Below are 21,053 nucleotides of genomic sequence, written 5' to 3'. Positions count from 1 at the left end.
GCAGAAAAACTGATTTGACTGTCATTTTTTGCCTGTTTTGTACTTAAGCGCGTTTTTGTAGTGCTAACTTTACAAAAACGCTATTTTCCTTCCTATTACTCGTAACAAGCCCGCCTCTTTCTTTTTTCTGCCGCAAGCGCATTATGAGCGCCATTGAAGACGTAGCAGGGAATACACCAATGTTAGATAATATAAACCCACTGGGTACTGATGGTTTTGAATTTGTTGAGTACACTGCCGCAGATGCCAACGGCATTCAGAAATTAAAAGAGTTGTTTCACTCGCTCGGCTTTAGCGAGGTGGCTAAACATCGCTCAAAACAAGCCTGGCTGTATAAGCAAGGTGATATCAACTTTATTGTTAATGCTGAGCCCAACTCACAAGCTGAAGAATTTGCCCGCCAGCACGGCCCTAGTGTATGTGCTATGGCGTTTAGGGTTACTGATGCAGCAGCAGCGTTAAAGCACGCTTTGGCCAATGGCGCCAAAGAGTATAAAAACCAAATTGGCCCGATGGAGCTAAATATTCCAGCGGTATATGGCATTGGCAGTAGCTTGTTATATTTTGTAGACCGTTATGGTGCCAGCTCGGTATACGACGTTGATTTTAAATACTACGACAACTGGCAAGTTGATATGGCTAAACACGGCGTTGGCCTCGAAGTGTTAGATCACTTAACCCACAACGTTATGCGCGGCAATATGAATGTTTGGGCAGGCTTTTATGAAAGCATTGGTAACTTCCGCGAAATTCGTTATTTCGATATCGAAGGCAAGTTAACCGGGCTGGTGTCAAAAGCGATGACAGCACCGTGCGGCAAGATTCGTATACCTATTAATGAATCCTCAGATGATAAATCGCAGATTGAAGAGTTTATCCGGGAATATAAAGGTGAAGGCATCCAGCACATTGCCCTGACTTCAGACAATATCTACGAGACAGTGCGCACTTTACGTAACCGTGGCATGGATTTTATGCCAACGCCAGAAACCTATTACAACAAGGTAAATGAGCGTGTAGTGGGGCACGATGAAGATTTAGACCAGCTGCGTGACTTACGTATTCTGATCGACGGTGCGCCAATGAAAGACGGTATTCTGCTGCAAATATTCACCAAAACGGTAATTGGCCCGGTATTCTTTGAAATTATCCAGCGCAAAGGCAATGAAGGCTTTGGCGAGGGTAACTTTAAGGCGTTATTTGAATCTATTGAAGAAGATCAAATTCAACGTGGAGTGTTAAGCAATGCGTAAATGGGCATCGTTTCCGTTAAAGGAAGGGGATGTATCACGCCAGGCGCACGCTGATTTTCCTCAGCAGGCTATTTATGAACGCGAAACCGGCCGCAGTGGTTTTTTCGGCCCGGCTACGCATTTTCATCATCAGCATGCGCCAACCGGTTGGAGCGATTGGCAGGGACCATTGCGGCCGCACCTGTTTAACTTTAATGAGATTGGTGTTGATAACACTAACTCGCCGTGGGCAGTGCCTGATTTACTGTTTAATGCGCATTGTAAAATGCGCACCTGGCGTTTAAATGACAATATGAGTAAATTGGTGCGTAATGCCGATGGCGACGAGTTATTGTTTATTCACGAAGGCAGCGCCGAGCTTTATTGCGACTATGGTCATATGACAGTGCGGGACGGTGATTACATTGTTATTCCACGCTCAACCATGTGGCGTTTAGAGCCAAAAGAGCCGATGTTCATCTTGTTAATTGAAGCAACTAATGACAGTTATCAACTGCCAGAAAAAGGCTTGGTAGGTAACCACGCTATTTTTGATGCGGCTATGTTGGATACACCAAAAATTGACGCTGCCTTTAAAGCCCAATACAGCGAAAGCCAATGGCAGGTAGAGGCAAAACGGCATGGCCAGGTTTCAGTCATTACGTATCCGTACAATCCATTGGATGCCATCGGTTGGCATGGTGATTTAGCCGTGATGCGTATTAACTGGCGCGATATTCGCCCGTTGATGAGCCATCGCTACCATTTGCCACCTTCTGCCCATACCACTTTCGTCGCGCAGCGTTTTGTCGTGTGTACTTTTGTCCCGCGGCCAATTGAAAGCGATCCTGGTGCATTAAAGGTACCGTTTTATCATAATAATGACGATTATGATGAGGTGCTGTTTTACCATGCTGGAGATTTCTTTAGCCGCGATAATATTGAAAAAGGCATGGTGACCTTCCATCCGGCTGGCTTTACTCACGGCCCACACCCAAAAGCGTTTCAAGCGGGTCTGGAATACCGGAAGAAATTTACTGACGAAGTCGCTGTAATGCTGGATACCCGTGACGCTCTGGAAATGAGTGAGGCGGCGCTGGCAACTGAAAATACCGATTATGTTAACAGCTGGAAATTGAAACCCTAAGCACGGTTGGTTAAGGAATTGAAATGAAGTTAGCAAGTTTGAAAAATGGCAGCCGCGATGGTTTGCTGGTGGTAGTCAGCCGTGATTTAAGCCGCTGTGTAGCTGTGCCAGCGATAGCGGGCACGATGCAGCAGTTACTGGATAGCTGGGCGCAATTGCATCCAATGCTTAAAGACGTGTACCAGGCGTTAAACCACGGTACTGTCGATGGCGAAATGGCTTTTGAACAGTCGCAATGTGAATCGCCGTTGCCACGGGCTTTTCAGTGGGCTGATGGCAGCGCCTATGTTAACCACGTAGAGTTAGTGCGCAAAGCGCGTAATGCCGAAATGCCACCAAGCTTCTGGACTGACCCACTGATGTATCAGGGCGGTTCAGACGATTTTATTGGCCCGCGCGATAATGTCGAAGTGGTTAGCGAAGAGTACGGCATCGATTTTGAAGGCGAAGTGGCTGTAATTACCGACGATGTATCAATGGCGTGCAGTGCTGACGATGCTCGCAGCAAAATCCGCTTACTGATGCTGGTAAACGACGTGTCACTACGCGGCCTTATTCCGAATGAGCTGGCAAAGGGCTTTGGCTTTTTTCAATCGAAACCGTCATCAGCTTTTAGCCCGGTAGCGGTGACACCGGATGAGCTGGGAGAGCATTGGCGGGATGGCCGTGTGCATCTGCCGTTGTTATCGACCTATAATGGAAAGCTTTTTGGCAAGCCTAATGCTGGTATAGATATGACATTTGATTTCGGCCAGCTGGTGGCACATGCGGCTAAAACCCGCAATTTGGGCGCCGGTGCAGTTATCGGCTCTGGCACGGTATCGAATAAGCAAGGCACTGATCATGGAACTTCAGTTGAGGCAGGTGGGGTTGGTTACAGCTGTATTGCTGAAATCCGTATGATTGAAACTATTCGTGACGGTAAGCCGTCTACTGCATTTATGAAGTTTGGCGATACTATCCGGATGGAAATGCTGGACGAGCAGGGCAACAGCATCTTTGGTGCGATTGACCAGCAAGTGGTGCAGTATAAAGCCTGAGTCTAACTCAGCTCTGGTAGAATCACTGCGTACATTTTTTCTGCGACACGCCGTAAACCCATCCCTGGGGGTTCGTTTGTAAACGTCTTCCATGACGTTCACCCTTAAAGGGCCAGCGGCGCTGTCCAAATTCGTTCCTGACGAATTTGTCAGGCCGTCCGGGCCTTCAACGGTCGCAGAAAAAAGTACATCCGCGCTTCTACCTCATTTAATTTCAGAGGATAACAATGAAACTATACGGTTACTGGCGCTCATCTGCAGCTTATCGGGTGCGTATAGCGCTGAATTTAAAACAGCTGAGCTTTGAAAATCTGCCGGTACATTTGGTTAAAAACGGTGGTGAACAACACAGTGACAGCTATAAAGCACTAAACCCAGCGGAACTTGTGCCTACCCTGGTCGATGGTGATTTCAGCCTGAACCAATCGTTGGCTATTATTGAGTATCTGGAAGAAATATATCCACAACCGGCATTACTACCGTTAGAAGCTGGTGCAAAGGCTCAAGTCCGGGCACTGGCGCTGGATATTGCCTGCGACATTCATCCGCTAAATAATTTACGAATCTTGCAGTATTTGACCGGGTCGTTAGCACTGACGGAGCAACAAAAGCAGCAGTGGATATTACACTGGCTTCATTGTGGTTTTACAGCATTTGAGCAACGTTTAAGCGCATCGGCAGGGCATTTCTGCTTTGGCGACACGGTAACGCTGGCCGATATTTGCCTGATACCGCAAGTGTATAATGCATTGCGGTTTGGGCTTGATATGTCGCCATTTCCTACCATCAACGCAGTACATCATCAATGCCTACAACTGGCGGCTTTTGCTTTGGCTGCACCAGAGCACCAGCCAGACGCACAATAGTGCTGAGTTACCTTTCGCAGGCTAATCGCCTGCGAAAGGGATTCTTTGTTTTCGCTAGAATATTAACTATAGTCGCCTATGCTTAAGCAGTATTTAGTTTATCTATTGCAGTCAACATTGCGTTGTGTCTAGCAACATGCTTTAGTGTTGTAAGTAGACAATAGTAATTTATTATTTGGGCAACAAAGCCTTAGGGGTAGCACGTTATGAGTAAATTGATGGCGGCGGTGAATCAGCGCACAAACCTGGTTGGTAATAACCGATTGGAGTTGTTGTTGTTTCGCCTTTATGGCGGCCAGCCTTTCGGTATCAATGTGTTTAAAGTGCGTGAAGTGTTGCAATGCCCTGAATTAACAGAAATGCCAGGGTCTAGCCCGCACGTAAGAGGTATAGCCCACCTGCGCGGTGTTCCTGTAATGGTAATTGATTTAAGCCAGGCCACGGGCGGCAAGCGAATTGAGAATTTGTCGACATCTTACGTGCTGGTAACAGAATATAACCGACATACCCAGGGCTTTTTGGTTAGTGGTGTTGACCGTATCGTAAATACAAATTGGGATAAAATTATGCCGCCGCCAAAAGGTGCGGGTGCTGGGCATTATCTGACCGCGGTCACAGAGATTGATGGTAAATTGGTACAGATTATTGATGTTGAAAAGGTATTTTCCGAGATCACACCAGTAAATGAAGAAGTTAGCGATGATGTCAAAACGAAGGCCACAGAGCGGAATTTTGATGATTTAGTGGTATTAGTAGCTGATGATTCTGCAGTGGCACGAAATCAAGTAAAACGCGCTTTAACATCCATAGGGATTAAAGTAGAACTGGTCAATGATGGTAAATTAGCCCTAGATTGGCTAAATGCCAAAGCGGCTGAGATTGGAGGTGATATTTCCGCTAAAGTGCCACTGCTGATTTCTGATATTGAAATGCCAGAAATGGATGGTTATACGCTAACAGCAGAAATTAAAGCCGATCCGTTGCTTAGAAATATGCATGTGGTGTTGCATTCATCGCTAAGCGGTGTGTTCAATGAAGCTATGGTTAAAAAAGTTGGCGCAGATCAGTTTATTGCAAAATTTCATCCGGATGAATTAGTATCAGCAGTGCAAAAGTGGATGACTGCAGATTAGGCTTAGTTAATTTATTCGCTATTTACAGGTAAGAAGTATGACGTTGTCTTTGCCAAAACGGCTGTTAAATCGGGCATTAGTTTTATTAGGCCTTTTTGGAATTGTGTTTCAGTTAACGGCAGCGTTTTACGCCTGGTGGTATGGTATCGATCTTCAGACAGGCTGGGTTGTAACACTAATAGCGCCACTTCTTTGTGTTGTTTCGGGTTCAGTGCCGGTGCTGCAATTGCAGAAAGAGCCCGAATAACGCCTATTTATGTGGCTTTAGCATGCCAGCTATTTTTATTTCCGATATACCTTCTTCCGTGAAATAAAAATTAACTTGTCCGGGGCCGCGGCTGAAATAGTAAATTTCGCCATTATATTGCAGTACAAAGTGGCCTGGTGAATCCGTTGAAGGCTCGTGGCTCAGCACAATATCTGCTCCAGCAATACTTAACGTAAAGTATTGTAACGGTTCTTTACTGAAGTCGGGTACCCAAACCTGATTTTTATCATTAAGGATCAGCGTTAGTGAGTACTTTTGCGGCACCGACGGCACTACAATCCTTTGTTGACCAGCGACAAAGTGGTAGTTACCGTCCTGGCGAAAATATCTAAAACCATAATTTAACTGCTCAGTGTTGCCATTGCTAAGGGTCATCTGCGCGGCACCTTCGATATCAAATTGTGCCTGACACGCTAACGGCAGCCATAGCGACGTATATAGGACCGCACGCACTAGATATCGGCATTTACCTTTGAGTGTTGGCATCGAGTAACCCTTATATGGTTAAACCTGAGTCATATTAACTATCAGTTTTAACTGTTGGCCTGGCTGTAGATAATTGCTGCTGTTGATATTGTTCCATTTCTCTATATCAGATACCGATATGCTAAAGCGTTGCGCAATACGTGCTAACGAATCGCCTTTGCGTACTTTATACGTAACAGTACGAGAGATACCGGCGGTACGCTCATTGTTTGACGTTTGCTGCCAAATAACCAATTTTTGACCGGGTTTAAGTGCCGCACGCTGTGCTATACCGTTCCACTTCGATAGTTGTGCAACGGTCACATTATGCTGCCTGCTAATATCCCAAAGGGTATCGCCGTTTTCTACGATGTAATCAAGTTTAGCATCGCCCAGGGATTTCTGCTGTGCTTTAGCGATTCGGGCGTCCTGGCTTAAGCTGTAATCGGCATTATCTGCAGATGCAACCGGGATTAACAAGTGCTGCCCAAGTTGAATAACGTTATTATTTAGCTTGTTAATACGTTTAATCGCATTGACATTGGTGTCGTGCTTTTGCGCAATCTTACCTAAGGTGTCACCTTTAGCTACAGTATATCGCTGCCAACGCAATCTGTTTTGATCGCTTGTTTGTGCCAGTTTCTGCTGAAAAATATCAGCCTTAGCAATCGGCACAACCAGCTGGTGTGGCCCGTCAGGATCTGTTGCCCATTGGTTGTAACCGGGGTTTAAAGCTTGTAATTCAGCGACACTTAGACCTGCAAGATCTGCAGCGATCGCCAGATCGATTTGGCTGCCAATATCAACTACAGAAATACGGGATTCATTGGCAATAAATTTCCAAACAATGTCAAAATCATCCGGACGTTGAAGGATATCAACCAATGCTAGTAGTTTAGGGACATAAGCTGTGGTTTCAGCCGGTAAGTCCAGCGACCAAAAATCTGTGGGTAAGCGCTTTTTCTTGTTGCGTTTAATCGCTGCCAGGATGCGGCCTTCACCGGAATTATATGCAGCAATCGCATTTAACCAGTCACCTTCAAGTCGGTCATGTAAATATTGCAAATAATCAAGAGCTGCACGAGTTGACGCAATAACGTCGCGCCGACCGTCGTACCAGAAGTTTTGTTTTAAACCGAAGCGCTTGCCAGTTGCTGGCATAAATTGCCACATACCAGACGCAGCAGCATGCGAATAGGCAAATGGGTCAAATGCGCTTTCAACGATAGGCAGCAGTGCCAATTCGAGTGGCATCTGGCGCTTTTCAATCTCTTGCACAATGTGATAGAGAAACGGTTGGGCGCGGTTTGCAACTCGGTCCAGATAGGCTTGATGGCTGGAGTAAAAGTTGCGTTGTTCGACAATAGGCCGCGTTTGTGGCACGTTAAAGCTCAGTTGAGACTGTATTCGCAGCCATAAATCTTCCAGCTCTGCTGCGTTTATCTCTACCTCGTCTTGCACTTGAGTATGTCCGGCACTCCATAAACGGTCGGCAATTTGCTCAGCGCTTGCGGCTTGCTTATGAAAATCTGCATTGTTTATTTTTGTCGTAGTTACCGGAGTCTGCGTGTTTTCGGTAGTATTGGTCGTCACGCAACCACAGAGAAGCATGGCGCCTGCCAGCGCAGATAGTCGTTTAAGCATTGTAAAATGTTCCACCAGTAAAATTCGAATGTTACCTGTTCAGTGATTGAATGCAAGTCAGCCTTTATATTGATCTTTACTTGCTCGTAGCAGGGTAAATAGCGCCACTGCGCTATTTACCCGCCATCTGGTCTGCAACGCAGTGTCATCGCAGCGTAAAAATGGGTTTATTTGTTTCTCCAGTGCCAACGTCGTCGGTAGTGTCGGCAGTTGCACCTGACGCAAGGCCTGGCAACGCTGCTGATATTCGATTAACGCGGCGTTGGTAGGTTCCACCGTCAGAGCAAACTTTATGTTAGACAGGGTATATTCGTGGGTGCAGTAAATCAGTGTACTATCCGGCAACGCTATTAATTTTTGCAGCGACTGCCACATTTGCTTAGCAGTGCCTTCAAATAACCTGCCACAACCTGCGCTGAATAAGGTATCACCACAAAACAAAACCGGCGCTGAATAATAAGCAATATGTCCTGATGTATGGCCTGGTACGCTAATAACCTCTAACTGCAATCCAAATGTGGGCAGTTGTACGGTATCGCCATCGTCTACCAGTTGCAACAGCCCGGGTATGTAAGCATGCTCAGCTGCTGGCCCTATTACATTGACTGCAGGAAATCGTTGCCGTAGCTTGGCTATGCCACCGGTGTGATCACCGTGGTGATGCGTAATTAAAATGGTATCTAATTGTTTATTCTGCTGCGTTAGAAATTGTTCCACTGCATCTGCATCACCCGGGTCGACTACCAGGCAATAACAGTGATCGGGCTGACACAGCGCCCAAATATAGTTATCCTCAAATGCAGCTATAGGTGTAATCTGAAACATAAACACGGCATCAGTAATTGAATCAGGATACAATTTAACATGAAACCGGCGTTAAGCGAAAAAGAGCGGCTATCTCCTGCGGAGTGGCGGCAGATCAATCAGGGCGAAGCTCTGGCGCGCGCTATCGCTGAAGTGTTAGAGCCGATGTGGCAGCGTATTTTCGGCTATTATTTGCTTAAAGTGGGTGATCTTAGCTGCCAGTTGGATACTCGAAACTGTAAAATACAGCATCATATCAATGTTGGCCGCGATGGTAGTGATCTGATGCTGCAAGCTGATGCTGATGCTTTACCTTTTAGTGAGCACAGTGTTGACGCCGTGTTGCTTAGTCATTATCTGGAGTTTACCCCGGACCCACATCACGTAGTACGCGAAGCGCACCGGGTGTTGCGTGCTGACGGCTATCTGTTATTGACTGGGATAAACCCCTTCAGCTTGGTGGGTTTGTTACGATGTTGGCCAGCACTACAGCAGCGCTATCCCTGGCAAGGTCGATTTTTTTCTGCATCACGTATTAAAGATTGGTTACATCTGATGGGGTTCGAAGTTGTCACAGAACAGCGCTTTTTCTGTTCAGCACTGTTGGCTCGTGAATACAATACAGGCTGGGCAAAACAGTTGGCAGAGCAATATCTAAGCTATTTTTCTTCCAGTTATCTTATCGTTGCCCGCAAGCGCGAATTACCGCTGACACCAATAAGACCAAAATGGCAGTTAACCCCTGCTTTTGCGCAGCAAGTAAAAGGAGCCAGTGCCAGGCAGCAAACGGATTAAAGCTGGGTTAAATATTGCGCCACACTCACCTTGGCAGTATCGGCAGGCAACGTCATAAAATACAGCCGTGCATTATCTTCCTCCGGTGGGGTGGTGATGTTAAAACCAAGTCGGTTATAGCATTGCAGAGCTACAACATTATGCCGGTGTACATACAAAGAAATGTCCCGCTGTTGCGTGCTTAGGGCCTGCATAATTAAAGCAAAGATAAGTTGTTTTGCTAAACCTTGGCCACGGTGTGGCGGAGCAATAACTAGCCGGGCAAGATGATGGCAGCCAAAACGGTCACACAACTGGCCAAAACCGAGCAACTTGCCGCTGTGGCGATCTAACAAGCTATAGCTTTGAGTTCCGGGGCGACATAATAGTTGAAGAAACTGTTGTTCGCTGCAAGGATAAACAAAATTATCCCCGCCCCAGCTTTGCTGCTGCTCAGCATTTTGAAACCAATTGCGCAGCTGGCTCAATTCACTCATGCTGGTCACAGCTAGTAGTGTTTGCATGGGGTTAAATTCTGTAATGGTAGCTATCTCTGTTACCACATCAAATCATCGGGGATCTTAAAGTCAGCATACGGGTCGTCTTCGTCCTGTTGCTGCTGTTTCACATTTAGTACCACAATGCTGTCAGCCTGGCGTTGCTGAATTTTCTCTGCCACTGCCGCAGGCACTAAAAAATAGTGTTCATCCTGTTTGGCTATGGCCAGCATGCCTCGGCTTAGCTCGTCATGCAGTTTGTTATTTACGTACAACCGCTTAACTAGTTTGCCATCGGTAAAGTTATAGGCCAGCTCGCCCTGGATTTTTATGGTGTTGTTGCTTATGAGTTGTCGCACTTGCGCTGCAATAGCTTTTTGCTGCAATACCGCTTGTTTTTGCTGATTCAGCTGACGGTCCCGTTCTATCTGTTGCTGGCGACGTTCTTCGGCCAGTACTGTTGCTTCATTTACAACCGGTTGTTTTTTACCCGCCTGCACTTTTTGCTGATGCTTTTCTTTTTTCAGCGCTTTTAATTTTTTGGCATCTGCCAGGCCTGCTTTTAACAGTTGCTCTTTTAATGCATTACTCATGGTAAACCTTGATCAGTCAGTATGTTTATAGCGGTTGAAACACTTTGCATATACTAACGCAAAGCTAAGTCGTAACGAAATCAAACTAACTCAATTTGTCAGCATCGGTTATCATATAGCAGTAATTTATGCTTGAAGAGGTTCACTTTGCCATTTAATGATTTATCGTTAGACCCGCGTTTAATGCGATCGGTGCAGCATCTGGGGTTTGTAAAGCCTACAGAAATTCAGCAAGAAGCCATACCTGCCGTAATGGTGGGACGCGATCTGATTGTGTCGTCGCAAACTGGTTCTGGTAAAACGCTGGCGTATCTGCTGCCGATGATGCAGCGTTTGTTAAAGAGCAGAGCATTGTCAAAACGTGATGCACGAGCATTAATTTTGGCTCCGACCCGCGAGTTAGCAAAGCAGGTATATGCTCAGTTAAGGTTGTTTGTATCCAACACGCCTCTAACGTCAGCATTAATTGTCGGCGGCGAAAACTTCAATGATCAGGAAAAATTGTTGAAGCGACAACCGAATATTATCGTTGCCACGCCTGGCCGTTTTGTTGACCATTTAGAGCATAAATCAGTTTTTATCAATGGCTTGGAGGTGCTAATCCTCGACGAAGCCGACCGTATGTTGGATCTTGGCTTTATGCCGCAGCTAACAGTGATAAACAAAGCCGCGGACCATCGCTTGCGCCAGACGTTACTGTTTTCTGCCACGCTGGACCACGCAGAAGTAGATGAATTGGCACTGGCGCTGCTGAAAAACCCGTATCGGGTTGCGGTTGGCGCCTCGCACCAACAGCATCAGGATATTAGCCAGCAATTTTTCCTTGCTGATCATCTAACGCATAAAGAAGCGTTGTTGCAGCATTTTTTGCAGCAGGCTGAGATTAAACAACTCATTATCTTTACCGCGACACGCGAGGATGCTGAGCGTCTGGCCCAGCTTTGTGAGCAGCAAGGCAAGAGTGCCGTTGGCTTAAGCGGCAAGTTGACACAGAGTAGCCGTAATAGTGTGATGCAAGCATTTGCCAGCGGCAAGCACCAGGTGCTGGTAACTACTGATTTAGCGTCTCGTGGTCTGGACTTGCTACAGGTTTCGCATGTGATTAACTTTGACTTGCCTAAACATGCTGAAGAATATGTGCATCGTATTGGCCGTACAGGCCGTGCAGGTGCCAAAGGCGCCGCTATTTCATTAGTCGGACCAAAAGATATTGCTGCATTGCTGCGTATTGAAGCCTTTTTACGCCAGCCTACCAGCTTCAGTGTTGTTGAGGGATTGGTTGGCAAGTTTGACGGCACAGTTCGTCCGGCGACACCGGCAATTACACCGGAGAAAAAAGCAAAACTGGCTGCACGTAAAGCAAAAGCTAAAGTGAAATCCCAGCCTAAACTGAGTTCTGGCAAAGCACAATTTTTTCAGGGTGGGGACGACGGCATGGCACCGCCCAAGCGCAAACAAAAATAAATTTGCGGCTGATTATTTATTCAGCATTATTGCTGCTACACTCAAACTGTTATTGTTAAACATACTAACAACAACAGGGTTATCAGTGATGTGGCTCACAATGCTGATACGGCCTAGCAGATTATTTGCACTGCAGCAGGCAAGGTTATTGACCCCTTATATGGCTTAAATGATAATAAGGGCGAAAATATATACTCGCTAGTTGCTATGGCCGGTAATATTTAAGTCGCCAGCGAGCTGGCAAATTTAGTTAAAGTAAGAGAGTGTTATGTCACAGTTAATTTCCGGTTCAGTTAAGTGGTTCAACGAAGAAAAAGGTTATGGTTTCCTGGAGCGTGATGGTGGTAAGGACGTTTTCGTTCACTTCCGTGCGATCAATGGCACCGGCCGTAAAACTTTAGTTGAAGGTCAGAAAGTTACTTTTGAAGTAACTGAAGGTCAAAAAGGCCCACAAGCTGAGAACGTAACTGTTATCGGATAATTCCGGCCATGATTGCAAAAAACCGGCTATGGCCGGTTTTCTGTTATTTGCAATACACAAATACCACGTCAAAATGGTAATGCCAATTGCTGCAATGCCGAGGTTTTAAAACCTATCTGCAAGCCAATTAATCGTACACCTTGTTGTTCACGCCTCTGCCAAGCTTCATCTAATAAAGGTAATAGTTTATCTAGTTGTAGTGGCTGGCCCTGTTTTTCTACGGTGGTTTGGCGAAAATCACTGAACTTCAATTTAACTGCCACTTTTTGAATAGGGGTTAAGCGCCCTGCTGCCGTACTACTGTATTGCTCAAGCCTGCGCTGCAGTTGTGGTAAAAGCTGACTTAAGGTTTCTACGCACTGGGTATACTGTAGTAAATCGTGGTCCAAAGTACGCTCTACTCCCAACGATTTACGCTGTTCATTGCTGCATACTGGCCTTTCATCAATACCTTGGCTGCGCTTTAACAAGCTGTCGGCCAAGGCGCCAAAATGCTTTACCAATAGCGACAGAGGAGCATTACCGATATCTATACAATTATGTAGTCCCAAATGACTTAAACGCTCGGCTGTTTTTGCACCTACTCCCGGCAACTTTATTAGCTGCAAATTTTTTACAAATTCAGCGACCTTGTCTGGTGTAATAACATACAAGCCGTCTGGCTTATTTTCATCGCTGGCGATTTTAGCTAAAAACTTATTCGGCGCCACCCCGGCAGATGCGGTAAGACCAGTCTCTAATAATATGCTTCGGCGAATATCTTCAGCAATACGGGTAGCACTGCCATTGAACAACTTACAGTCGCTGACATCCAGGTAGGCTTCATCTAGTGACAACGGCTCAACCTGCTCAGTGTAACGGTTGAAAATAGCCCGAATTTGTTTACTTGCCAGTTTGTATTTGTCCATGTTGCCGTGCAGCAAAGTTAGATGAGGACAAAGCTTTAATGCTTGGCCCGTTGGCATGGCTGAGCGCACCCCATAACTGCGGGCAGGATAGTTACAGGTGGATATTACGCCACGACTTTGTCTGGAACCGCCAATAGCCAACGGTACATGCTTAAGTGCCGGGTTATCACGCATTTCCACGGCAGCAAAAAAGCAATCCATATCAATATGTATTATTTTGCGCATAGGGTTGTCGCGGCTGTTTATATATACAGTATACTAGGCGGTGTCAGCCCTGTTGTAAAGTCTACGTCACGTTGCGACCACAAGTGTTACAAAGGTATTTTGTGCGCGGACGTTTAGATGTCTAATTTCTAAGTGCATAAATGCCGATTTAACGGTAGAATAGCGACCAATTTTATCAGCCCGTTTTGCTGTGCTGCATTTTGATTAACAACTGTTTTTTAATACCCGATCTTTTTAAGACTAAGCGTGCAAGCCGCACCAGGAGAGAGCATGTTAAAGCGTGATATGAATATTGCCGATTTCGACCCGGAATTATGGCAAGCCATAACAAATGAAACTGATCGCCAGGAAGCTCACATTGAGCTTATCGCATCAGAAAACTACGCCAGCCCACGCGTACTGCAAGCACAGGGCTCTCAACTGACCAACAAATATGCCGAAGGTTATCCACACAAGCGTTATTACGGCGGTTGTGAATACGTTGATATAGCAGAAGATTTAGCCATTGCCCGCGCGAAAGAGCTGTTCGGTGCCGATTACGCCAACGTGCAGCCACACTCTGGCTCGCAAGCGAACTCTGCTGTATTTCTGGCGTTGTTAAATGCCGGTGATACAATTTTAGGCATGAGTCTGGCACACGGTGGTCACTTAACCCACGGTGCCCATGTCAGCTCCTCTGGAAAATTATACAAAGCGGTACAATATGGCCTACACCCTGAAACGGGCGTGATTGATTATGATCAAGCTGAAGCACTGGCGCTGGAACACAAACCAAAGCTTATTATCGCCGGTTTCTCTGCCTATTCAGGTATTGTTGATTGGCAGCGCTTCCGTGATATCGCCGACAAAATCGGCGCTTACCTGATGGTTGATATGGCCCACGTTGCGGGTTTAGTTGCGGCAGGCCTGTACCCTAACCCGGTAGCAGTGGCTGATGTGGTCACTACCACTACGCACAAAACACTGGCTGGTCCGCGTGGTGGCTTAATTTTGGCGCGTAAAAACGAAGAGATTGAGAAGAAACTGAATTCTGCGGTATTCCCTGGTGGCCAGGGCGGCCCGTTAATGCATGTTATTGCTGCTAAGGCCGTGGCCTTTAAAGAAGCGCTGCAACCAGAATTTAAAACCTACCAACAACAAGTGCTTAAAAACGCCGTGGCTATGTGCGATGCGATGATGGCTCGCGGATATAAGATTGTGTCCGGTGGCACGCAAAACCACTTGTTCCTAATGGATTTAATCGACAAAGATATCACAGGTAAAGAAGCGGATGCCTGGTTAGGGCAGGCGCACATCACTGTGAATAAAAACTCGGTACCCAATGATCCACGGTCTCCTTTTGTTACCTCTGGTTTGCGCATCGGTACGCCGGCAATTACCCGCCGTGGCTTTAACGAGGCAGAAGCCCGCACCGTGGCAAACTTTATCTGCGATGTGTTGGACAGCCGTGGCGATGCCGCTGTAATTGATAAAATACGTAGCCAGGTATCTGAGCTGTGTGGCCGTTTCCCTGTTTATGCGTAGGCCCTGATTAAGTGCTATGATGGCCGCTATTGCGGCCATTTCTTTATGCGGCCTTTTCTTTATTGCAATCGTGCTTTTTGACGGTTTAGCAGGATTTTTCTTATGTACTGTCCGTTTTGTAATGCTGATGATACCAAGGTAATAGATTCCAGATTGGTGGCAGACGGCCATCAGGTGCGCCGTCGTCGCGAATGCTTGGCTTGTCATGAGCGCTTTACCACTTTTGAAGCCGCCGAGCTGGTAATGCCGCGTATTATTAAAAGAGATGGTTCGCGTGAGCCGTTCAATGAAGACAAGCTACGTAGTGGCTTATTACGTTCGCTGGAAAAACGCCCTGTCTCGACCGAGCAGATAGAGCAGTTGATTAATAAGATTAAGTCGCAACTGCGTGCCACCGGTGAGCGTGAGGTAGGCAGCCAACTGCTTGGTAACCTGATTATGGATGAGCTGGTTAAGGTTGATAAAGTCGCTTATGTGCGTTTTGCCTCGGTGTATCGCTCATTTAAGGATATCCGCGAGTTTGGTGAAGAAATAGCTCGTTTAGGTCAAAGCCCTGATGTTTAGCGCAGCAGACAGTAATTTTATGGCCCAAGCACTGCGTTTAGCCGAACTTGGCCGATTTACCACCAGTCCAAACCCAAATGTGGGTGCCGTGTTAGTAAAAAATGACCAAATTATTGGCCGGGGCTATCATCGTCAGGCTGGTGGACCACATGCCGAAGTGTTTGCACTGCGAGAGGCTGGTAGCGAGGCGAGAGGGGCAACTTGTTATGTAACGCTTGAACCGTGCAGCCACCATGGCCGTACACCGCCGTGCGCGGAGGCTCTGGTGGTCGCGGGTGTAAGCCGGGTTGTTGTTGCCATGCAAGACCCTAACCCTAAAGTAGCGGGGCGTGGCACAGCACTGCTAAAGGCGGCAGGCATTCAGGTAGACATTGGCTTAATGGCAGCAGAAGCACGGGCAGTAAACCCTGGCTTTCTAAGTCGGATGGAACGCAATCGTCCTTATGTGCAGTTGAAGTTGGCAGCTAGCCTGGATGGGCGCACGGCGCTGGCAAATGGTGACAGCAAATGGTTAACCAGTGCTGCGGCGCGAGCCGATGTACAGCACTACAGGGCCCAAAGCTGCGCTATTTTATCAACCGCCACCACTGTAATGGCTGATAATGCCCGGCTCAACCTGCGAGCGGAACAGTTGCAACTGAACATTAGCCAGCTGGACACCGGTGAGCTACGTCAGCCCAAACGCGTAATATTGGATCGAAATGATAATTTAGATCACAATCTTGCCCTGTTCAAAGAAGGGGGCGAAGTGATTGTTTGTGTCAGTAAACTTGAAAATGCACGCGTCCTGCCCAATATCGCCAGGCAAATCCATTGTCCGTTGAATACCCAAGCGCAGTTTGACTTAGCATTGTTGCTTGAGCATTTAGCACTGCGTGAGCAGATAAACATGTTGTGGGTAGAGGCCGGTGCGACGCTAGCCGGAGCGCTATTACAACTAAATTTAGTTGATGAATTAATCGTGTATCTGGCACCCAAACTGCTGGGCAATACCGCGCAGCCTCTCGCTGTTTTACCCCAATTTAGTGTGTTAGCGCAGGTTCCTCAGCTGTATTGGAGCGACGTGCGAATGGTAGGGCCGGATGTTCGGCTGACAGCTCGGCTAAGCTAGCTGGTAAACATTTTTCAATTACAGCCCAAACATTTTAACAGGATAAGCCATGTTTACAGGTATTATTGAAGCCACAGGTAAGCTAAGTCGTGTCCAACACCGCGGTACTGATATTTCAGTAACCATTGAAAGTAACACATTGGATTTTAGCGATGTAAAATTAGGCGACAGCATTGCCAGCAATGGTGTTTGTTTAACGGTAACCGAGCTTGGCCAACATAGCTTTGAGGCGGATGTATCATCCGAAACACTGGCGTACACCTTGTTTGGCCAGTATCAGAGCGGGCAGCTGATTAATCTGGAAAAAGCGCTGCTACCGACTACTCGTATGGGTGGCCATATGGTCAGTGGGCATGTCGACGGTGTAAGCCAAGTCGTTAAAATAGAGCGCAGTGGGCGTGCCTGGCAAATCTGGCTGGCGTTGCCGGCCAGACTGGCACATTACATTGCCGCTAAAGGTTCAATCACCGTCGACGGTATCAGTTTGACGGTAAATGAACTTAGTAGTGATGCATTTCGGTTAACCATTGTGCCGCATACTGCACAGCAGACCACTATTGCGCAACTTAAAGTGGGCAGCAGTGTGCATCTGGAAGTAGATTTGATAGCACGCTATCTTGAACGTTTAATGAGTAAAAACAGTGCCGGTGCAACCGGTGGTGTTAGTCTGGCGCTGCTGGCGCAGCGCGGCTTTTTATAAATAAGGTCTGTTATGCTTCTGAATACTCCAGCTGAAATTATTGAAGATATCCGCCAGGGCAAGATGGTAGTGCTGATGGATGATGAAGATCGTGAGAATGAAGGCGATCTGGTTATGGCGGCAGACTATGTTACGCCTGAAGCCATTAACTTTATGGCGACCTATGGCCGCGGATTAATTTGTTTAACGCTGACGAAAAAACGCTGTAAACAGTTAGCGTTACCATTGATGGTGGATGCGAATAAATCGCCTTTTGCCACTAATTTTACCGTTTCGATTGAAGCCGCTGAAGGCGTTACAACTGGCATATCTGCTGCAGATCGTGCGCGGACCGTAAAGGCTGCCGTAGCACGCGACGCCAGGCCAGCCGACATTGTACAGCCGGGACATATTTTCCCGTTGATGGCGCAGGACGGCGGTGTATTGGTGCGAGCTGGGCACACCGAGGCGGGTTGTGATTTAGCCCGTTTAGCCGGATTAGAGCCTGCGGCAGTTATTGTTGAAATTTTAAACGATGATGGCACCATGGCACGGCGGCCAGATTTAGAAGTATTTGCCAACAAGCATGGTATTAAAATTGGCACCATCGCCGATTTAATTGAATACCGTAATTTAAATGAAACCACTATCGAGCAGGTTGCCAGCTGTCAGTTGCCAACCGAAGTAGGCGATTTTCAGTTAGTGACCTTTAAAGACACCATTGACAACCAAATACACTTTGCCTTAGTCAAAGGTGAGATTAGCGCCGACCAGCCAACACTGGTCCGCGTGCACCTGCATGATACCTTCAGTGATTTGTTAATGGCCAATCGTGCTGCTAACCGCAGTTTCCCATTGCACACAGCGATGGCTCGTATTGCTAAAGATGGCGGTGTACTGGTGTTACTGGGTAAACATGAAAATACCGAAGCGCTTATCCGCACTGTGCAGGGGTTTGAGGCTGAGGATAAGGGCGAAAAACCACGCAGTGTGCCGTGGGCTGGAACGTCGCGTAACGTTGGGGTTGGATCACAAATTCTAGCCAGTCTTGGTGTGAAAAAAATGCGCTTGTTAAGCCAGCCGAAGAAGTATCATGCCCTGTCTGGATTTGGTCTTGAAGTTGTCGATTATGTTAGTGAGTAGCCACTGCGTAGCAGTGAAATTAACCGCGTGAGTCAGGCAGAAAGACTCTGCCGGTTTGCGCACTGTTGTGCTATTATGCACGGCTAATTTTTAGCGGTCAGATTTTAAGGGCAACTTATGCAGGTTATTGAAGCAGGGTTTTCTGCCAACGGTAAAAAGTTTGCGTTAGTCGTAGCGCGCTTTAACAGCTTTATTGTTGAGAGTTTATTAAGCGGCGCAGCGGATACCTTACAGCGTATTGGCAATGTTGCCGAGCAGGATATTACTGTGATCCGTGTACCGGGTGCCTTTGAGTTGCCACTGGCTGTGCAACGTGTTGCTGCAAGCAAAAAATATGATGGTATTATTGCGCTGGGCGCAGTTATCCGTGGTGGTACACCTCATTTTGAGTATGTATCCGGCGAATGTACCAAAGGTATTGCTCAGGTGATGATGCAGCATGATATCCCGGTAGCCTTTGGTGTATTGACGGTAGACAGTATTGAGCAGGCGATTGAGCGAGCAGGGACCAAAGCGGGTAACAAAGGCTGCGAAGCGGCTATGTCAACGCTGGAAATGGTTAACCTACTGGCTAAGCTGTAACAGGAATAAACACACATGAAACCGAACGCCCGTCGTCAGTCACGCTCCCTTGCCGTGCAGGGTATTTACAATTGGCACGTTAGCCAGAATCCAATTGCTGATATTGAACAGCAGTTGTTGCTGGAAACAAACGTCAAACATATCGATGTTGGCTATTTTCAGGATTTGCTGCGTGGCGTGGTAAAAAACCATGCAACCTTGGATGAGGCGTTAAAGCCTTATTTAGACCGTCCGTTTGATGAAATTGATTTTGTTGAAAAAGCGATATTGCGTGTTTCAGCCTATGAGCTAAAGTACCGTTTGGACGTGCCTTACAAAGTAGTCATCAATGAAGCCATTGAATTGGCTAAAGTGTTTGCCGCTGACGACAGCCATAAATTCGTAAACGGTATTTTGGATAAAGCTGTCCGCGTACTGCGTCCAAGTTAAAGGAGTGCCGGTTGTTGCCGGCTTCTTATTTTATGGGTGAATTCGAACTCATTTCCCGCTATTTTGCCAGTGCTGGTGCTAGACGCAGTGATGTCGCTATTGGTGTCGGCGACGATGGTGCTGTGTTGCAAGTGCGCGATGGTTGTGATCTGGTGGTGACTACCGATACCATGGTAGTAGGTACACACTTTTTTCCAGATGATGAACCCAGAGCGTTGGGACATAAACTGGTTGCAGTGAATGTCAGCGATTTAGCCGCTATGGGGGCTGAGCCCGTCTGGTTGTCGTTGGCGTTAACATTACCTGCGGTGGATGAGCCCTGGCTGGCGGCTTTTGCTGCCGGGTTACATGAGACCGCAGAGTATTACAACTGCCAGTTAATTGGTGGTGACACCACACGTGGGCCGCTTAGTCTAACTATGATTGCCAAGGGGATAGTGCCACGAGGCAAAGCGTTGACCCGCGGTGGCGCTAAAGTGGGCGATTATATTTATGTTACCGGTACCTTGGGTGATGCAGCCTTAGGCTTGAAACTATGTCAGGGCCTGCATGAAGTTAGTAAAAAGCATCAGACCCATATTTTGCAGCGGTTTCATTACCCTTCAGCCCGCGTCGCGTTAGGGCAGGCGCTGCGCAATCTTGCTAGCAGCGCAATGGATTTATCTGATGGCCTGTATAGTGATATTCAACATATTTTAAAGCGATCAGCGGTAGGTGCTAGTATCGACGTGGCCCGTTTGCCGTTGTCTCAAGCGCTAAAAGACAGCTGTGACACTGCTATGGCTATCCAATTGGCATTGTCTGGTGGCGAAGACTATGAGTTATTGTTTACCATCCCAGAAGCTAAACGTGGTTCGCTGGACGTGTTGTTGTCACCATACGGCATTCCTGTCAGTTGTATCGGTCGCATTACCGGTGTCGCCGGTAAGCTGGAATTGAAACATGGCGAGCAGGCGTTTAATTATCAGCACCAGGGTTTTGTTCACTTTACATGAATACACCACAGTTCAATCTAAAAAAATGGTATCAGTTTTTAGCACTGGGATTTGGTAGTGGTTTGGCAGCTAGAGCACCCGGCACTTTCGGTACTTTGGCCGCGGTGCCTCTGGTTGCGCTGCTATTATGGCTGGGGCAGGTTTATTTACTGATATTTGTTGTCGCTGGTGCCATATTAGGCGTGTTTTTGTGCGGCCAAACGGCAAAAGATGTCGGCGAGCACGATCATAAAGCTATCGTCTGGGATGAGATTGTTGGTTATGCCATCACATTGCTGTGGGCACCGCTACACTGGCAAACATTGCTGTTGGGCTTTGTGTTGTTCCGGCTGTTTGATATTGTAAAACCTTGGCCAATCAGCCTGTTAGATAAGCATATCCACGGTGGTTTAGGCATTATGCTGGACGATATTGCTGCCGGTGTCGCGGCCTTGATTGCGCTGCAATTGCTATTGCCCTATCTACCTCTAGGCTGACCAATTTTT

Annotated in this window: 23 protein-coding genes; 17 read left to right on the top strand and 6 right to left on the bottom strand. The window is 47.1% G+C overall.

Features of this window, described 5'->3' with window-relative positions; genetic code table 11:
• Positions 1-179: 179 nt before the first annotated feature.
• The 5 genes from hppD (at position 180) to I4W93_RS10440 (ending at position 5,418) form a co-directional block, all read left to right on the top strand.
• Positions 180-1,253: a 4-hydroxyphenylpyruvate dioxygenase gene (hppD, locus tag I4W93_RS10460; RefSeq protein WP_205310969.1), complete on the top strand. Its 1,074-nt coding sequence runs from the start codon at positions 180-182 to the stop codon at positions 1,251-1,253.
• Positions 1,246-2,379 carry a homogentisate 1,2-dioxygenase gene (locus I4W93_RS10455; RefSeq protein WP_205310970.1) on the top strand — a complete coding sequence of 378 codons (1,134 nt, stop codon included), beginning with the start codon at positions 1,246-1,248 and terminating at the stop codon, positions 2,377-2,379. Before hppD ends, I4W93_RS10455 begins: the two co-directional genes overlap by 8 nt.
• 23 nt (positions 2,380-2,402) lie before the next feature.
• Positions 2,403-3,419 carry a fumarylacetoacetate hydrolase family protein gene (locus tag I4W93_RS10450; RefSeq protein ID WP_205310971.1) on the top strand — a complete coding sequence of 339 codons (1,017 nt, stop codon included), beginning with the start codon at positions 2,403-2,405 and terminating at the stop codon, positions 3,417-3,419.
• Between the two features lie 227 nt (positions 3,420-3,646).
• Positions 3,647-4,285, top strand: coding sequence for a maleylacetoacetate isomerase (gene maiA / locus I4W93_RS10445; protein ID WP_205310972.1), 639 nt, complete (start codon positions 3,647-3,649; stop codon positions 4,283-4,285).
• A 206-nt stretch (positions 4,286-4,491) separates the two neighbouring features.
• Positions 4,492-5,418, top strand: a complete 927-nt coding sequence (locus I4W93_RS10440) for a chemotaxis protein (protein WP_205310973.1) — start codon at positions 4,492-4,494, stop codon at positions 5,416-5,418.
• Positions 5,419-5,668: 250 nt separating this feature from the next.
• Here I4W93_RS10440 and I4W93_RS10435 read toward each other — a convergent pair whose 3' ends face one another.
• From I4W93_RS10435 to gloB, 3 genes are read right to left on the bottom strand one after another with little or no spacing between them, the layout of a single operon-like run.
• A complete protein-coding gene (locus tag I4W93_RS10435; protein ID WP_224673381.1) occupies positions 5,669-6,172 on the bottom strand; it encodes a hypothetical protein in 504 nt (167 codons plus the stop codon).
• Positions 6,173-6,190: 18 nt separating this feature from the next.
• Complete coding sequence (locus I4W93_RS10430) at positions 6,191-7,795, bottom strand: LysM peptidoglycan-binding domain-containing protein (protein WP_205310974.1); 1,605 nt, start codon at positions 7,793-7,795, stop codon at positions 6,191-6,193.
• 57 nt (positions 7,796-7,852) lie between these two features.
• Positions 7,853-8,620 carry a hydroxyacylglutathione hydrolase gene (gene gloB / locus I4W93_RS10425; protein WP_205310975.1) on the bottom strand — a complete coding sequence of 256 codons (768 nt, stop codon included), beginning with the start codon at positions 8,618-8,620 and terminating at the stop codon, positions 7,853-7,855.
• A 39-nt stretch (positions 8,621-8,659) separates the two neighbouring features.
• Here gloB and I4W93_RS10420 point away from each other — a divergent pair, with 39 nt between their 5' ends.
• On the top strand, positions 8,660-9,394 hold the full coding sequence (locus I4W93_RS10420; protein ID WP_205310976.1) for a class I SAM-dependent methyltransferase: 735 nt from the start codon (positions 8,660-8,662) through the stop codon (positions 9,392-9,394).
• Here the strand turns inward: I4W93_RS10420 and I4W93_RS10415 are convergent.
• Positions 9,391-9,897, bottom strand: a complete 507-nt coding sequence (locus tag I4W93_RS10415; protein WP_205310977.1) for a GNAT family N-acetyltransferase — start codon at positions 9,895-9,897, stop codon at positions 9,391-9,393. The two genes, I4W93_RS10420 and I4W93_RS10415, sit on opposite strands and share 4 nt — an antisense overlap.
• 32 nt (positions 9,898-9,929) lie before the next feature.
• A complete protein-coding gene (locus I4W93_RS10410; RefSeq protein WP_205310978.1) occupies positions 9,930-10,463 on the bottom strand; it encodes a DUF2058 domain-containing protein in 534 nt (177 codons plus the stop codon).
• 147 nt (positions 10,464-10,610) lie between these two features.
• On the opposite strand from I4W93_RS10410, the gene I4W93_RS10405 reads away from it, so the two are divergent.
• Positions 10,611-11,927, top strand: coding sequence for a DEAD/DEAH box helicase (locus tag I4W93_RS10405; protein WP_205310979.1), 1,317 nt, complete (start codon positions 10,611-10,613; stop codon positions 11,925-11,927).
• Between the two features lie 268 nt (positions 11,928-12,195).
• Positions 12,196-12,408 (top strand): cold-shock protein, encoded by a 213-nt coding sequence (locus I4W93_RS10400; protein ID WP_068230058.1) that lies wholly within the window; start codon positions 12,196-12,198, stop codon positions 12,406-12,408.
• Between the two features lie 68 nt (positions 12,409-12,476).
• Here the strand turns inward: I4W93_RS10400 and dinB are convergent, their stop codons facing one another.
• A complete protein-coding gene (dinB, locus tag I4W93_RS10395; protein ID WP_205310980.1) occupies positions 12,477-13,541 on the bottom strand; it encodes a DNA polymerase IV in 1,065 nt (354 codons plus the stop codon).
• A 270-nt stretch (positions 13,542-13,811) separates the two neighbouring features.
• Here dinB and glyA point away from each other — a divergent pair, with 270 nt between their 5' ends.
• The 9 genes from glyA to I4W93_RS10350 all read left to right on the top strand — a co-directional run bounded on the left by glyA (position 13,812) and on the right by I4W93_RS10350 (position 21,044).
• Positions 13,812-15,065, top strand: coding sequence for a serine hydroxymethyltransferase (gene glyA / locus I4W93_RS10390; protein WP_205310981.1), 1,254 nt, complete (start codon positions 13,812-13,814; stop codon positions 15,063-15,065).
• Positions 15,066-15,167: 102 nt separating this feature from the next.
• Positions 15,168-15,629 carry a transcriptional regulator NrdR gene (nrdR, locus tag I4W93_RS10385; protein WP_205310982.1) on the top strand — a complete coding sequence of 154 codons (462 nt, stop codon included), beginning with the start codon at positions 15,168-15,170 and terminating at the stop codon, positions 15,627-15,629.
• On the top strand, positions 15,622-16,740 hold the full coding sequence (ribD, locus tag I4W93_RS10380; RefSeq protein WP_205310983.1) for a bifunctional diaminohydroxyphosphoribosylaminopyrimidine deaminase/5-amino-6-(5-phosphoribosylamino)uracil reductase RibD: 1,119 nt from the start codon (positions 15,622-15,624) through the stop codon (positions 16,738-16,740). Before nrdR ends, ribD begins: the two co-directional genes overlap by 8 nt.
• A 49-nt stretch (positions 16,741-16,789) precedes the next feature.
• Positions 16,790-17,440: a riboflavin synthase gene (locus I4W93_RS10375; RefSeq protein ID WP_205310984.1), complete on the top strand. Its 651-nt coding sequence runs from the start codon at positions 16,790-16,792 to the stop codon at positions 17,438-17,440.
• A gap of 12 nt (positions 17,441-17,452) precedes the next feature.
• Positions 17,453-18,562: a bifunctional 3,4-dihydroxy-2-butanone-4-phosphate synthase/GTP cyclohydrolase II gene (gene ribBA / locus I4W93_RS10370; protein WP_205310985.1), complete on the top strand. Its 1,110-nt coding sequence runs from the start codon at positions 17,453-17,455 to the stop codon at positions 18,560-18,562.
• Between the two features lie 117 nt (positions 18,563-18,679).
• Positions 18,680-19,144, top strand: a complete 465-nt coding sequence (ribH, locus tag I4W93_RS10365; RefSeq protein ID WP_205310986.1) for a 6,7-dimethyl-8-ribityllumazine synthase — start codon at positions 18,680-18,682, stop codon at positions 19,142-19,144.
• Positions 19,145-19,159: 15 nt separating this feature from the next.
• Positions 19,160-19,573, top strand: coding sequence for a transcription antitermination factor NusB (gene nusB, locus I4W93_RS10360; RefSeq protein ID WP_205310987.1), 414 nt, complete (start codon positions 19,160-19,162; stop codon positions 19,571-19,573).
• A gap of 11 nt (positions 19,574-19,584) precedes the next feature.
• A complete protein-coding gene (gene thiL, locus I4W93_RS10355; RefSeq protein WP_224673379.1) occupies positions 19,585-20,568 on the top strand; it encodes a thiamine-phosphate kinase in 984 nt (327 codons plus the stop codon).
• On the top strand, positions 20,565-21,044 hold the full coding sequence (locus tag I4W93_RS10350) for a phosphatidylglycerophosphatase A family protein (RefSeq protein WP_205310989.1): 480 nt from the start codon (positions 20,565-20,567) through the stop codon (positions 21,042-21,044). The genes thiL and I4W93_RS10350 overlap by 4 nt, the downstream gene beginning before the upstream one ends.
• The last annotated feature ends 9 nt before the right edge of the window (positions 21,045-21,053 follow it).

Source organism: Rheinheimera maricola (assembly GCF_016918075.2).
GTDB classification, from domain to species: domain Bacteria; phylum Pseudomonadota; class Gammaproteobacteria; order Enterobacterales; family Alteromonadaceae; genus Alishewanella; species Alishewanella maricola_A.
The sequence above is the reverse complement of the archived record's forward strand: the minus strand, read 5'-3'. Positions and strand labels throughout refer to the sequence as shown.

What these genes read in the sequence shown, in the direction of transcription:
- dinB (WP_205310980.1), bottom strand. Translation starts at nt 13,541, where the DNA reads ATGCGCAAAATAATACATATTGATATGGATTGCTTTTTTGCTGCCGTG.
- I4W93_RS10415 (WP_205310977.1), bottom strand. Translation starts at nt 9,897, where the DNA reads ATGCAAACACTACTAGCTGTGACCAGCATGAGTGAATTGAGCCAGCTG.
- glyA (WP_205310981.1), top strand. Translation starts at nt 13,812, where the DNA reads ATGTTAAAGCGTGATATGAATATTGCCGATTTCGACCCGGAATTATGG.
- I4W93_RS10375 (WP_205310984.1), top strand. Translation starts at nt 16,790, where the DNA reads ATGTTTACAGGTATTATTGAAGCCACAGGTAAGCTAAGTCGTGTCCAA.
- nrdR (WP_205310982.1), top strand. Translation starts at nt 15,168, where the DNA reads ATGTACTGTCCGTTTTGTAATGCTGATGATACCAAGGTAATAGATTCC.
- hppD (WP_205310969.1), top strand. Translation starts at nt 180, where the DNA reads ATGTTAGATAATATAAACCCACTGGGTACTGATGGTTTTGAATTTGTT.
- I4W93_RS10440 (WP_205310973.1), top strand. Translation starts at nt 4,492, where the DNA reads ATGAGTAAATTGATGGCGGCGGTGAATCAGCGCACAAACCTGGTTGGT.
- I4W93_RS10420 (WP_205310976.1), top strand. Translation starts at nt 8,660, where the DNA reads ATGAAACCGGCGTTAAGCGAAAAAGAGCGGCTATCTCCTGCGGAGTGG.
- I4W93_RS10450 (WP_205310971.1), top strand. Translation starts at nt 2,403, where the DNA reads ATGAAGTTAGCAAGTTTGAAAAATGGCAGCCGCGATGGTTTGCTGGTG.
- nusB (WP_205310987.1), top strand. Translation starts at nt 19,160, where the DNA reads ATGAAACCGAACGCCCGTCGTCAGTCACGCTCCCTTGCCGTGCAGGGT.
- I4W93_RS10400 (WP_068230058.1), top strand. Translation starts at nt 12,196, where the DNA reads ATGTCACAGTTAATTTCCGGTTCAGTTAAGTGGTTCAACGAAGAAAAA.
- ribBA (WP_205310985.1), top strand. Translation starts at nt 17,453, where the DNA reads ATGCTTCTGAATACTCCAGCTGAAATTATTGAAGATATCCGCCAGGGC.
- I4W93_RS10430 (WP_205310974.1), bottom strand. Translation starts at nt 7,795, where the DNA reads ATGCTTAAACGACTATCTGCGCTGGCAGGCGCCATGCTTCTCTGTGGT.
- maiA (WP_205310972.1), top strand. Translation starts at nt 3,647, where the DNA reads ATGAAACTATACGGTTACTGGCGCTCATCTGCAGCTTATCGGGTGCGT.
- I4W93_RS10455 (WP_205310970.1), top strand. Translation starts at nt 1,246, where the DNA reads ATGCGTAAATGGGCATCGTTTCCGTTAAAGGAAGGGGATGTATCACGC.
- ribD (WP_205310983.1), top strand. Translation starts at nt 15,622, where the DNA reads ATGTTTAGCGCAGCAGACAGTAATTTTATGGCCCAAGCACTGCGTTTA.
- ribH (WP_205310986.1), top strand. Translation starts at nt 18,680, where the DNA reads ATGCAGGTTATTGAAGCAGGGTTTTCTGCCAACGGTAAAAAGTTTGCG.
- I4W93_RS10350 (WP_205310989.1), top strand. Translation starts at nt 20,565, where the DNA reads ATGAATACACCACAGTTCAATCTAAAAAAATGGTATCAGTTTTTAGCA.
- I4W93_RS10410 (WP_205310978.1), bottom strand. Translation starts at nt 10,463, where the DNA reads ATGAGTAATGCATTAAAAGAGCAACTGTTAAAAGCAGGCCTGGCAGAT.
- gloB (WP_205310975.1), bottom strand. Translation starts at nt 8,620, where the DNA reads ATGTTTCAGATTACACCTATAGCTGCATTTGAGGATAACTATATTTGG.
- I4W93_RS10435 (WP_224673381.1), bottom strand. Translation starts at nt 6,172, where the DNA reads ATGCCAACACTCAAAGGTAAATGCCGATATCTAGTGCGTGCGGTCCTA.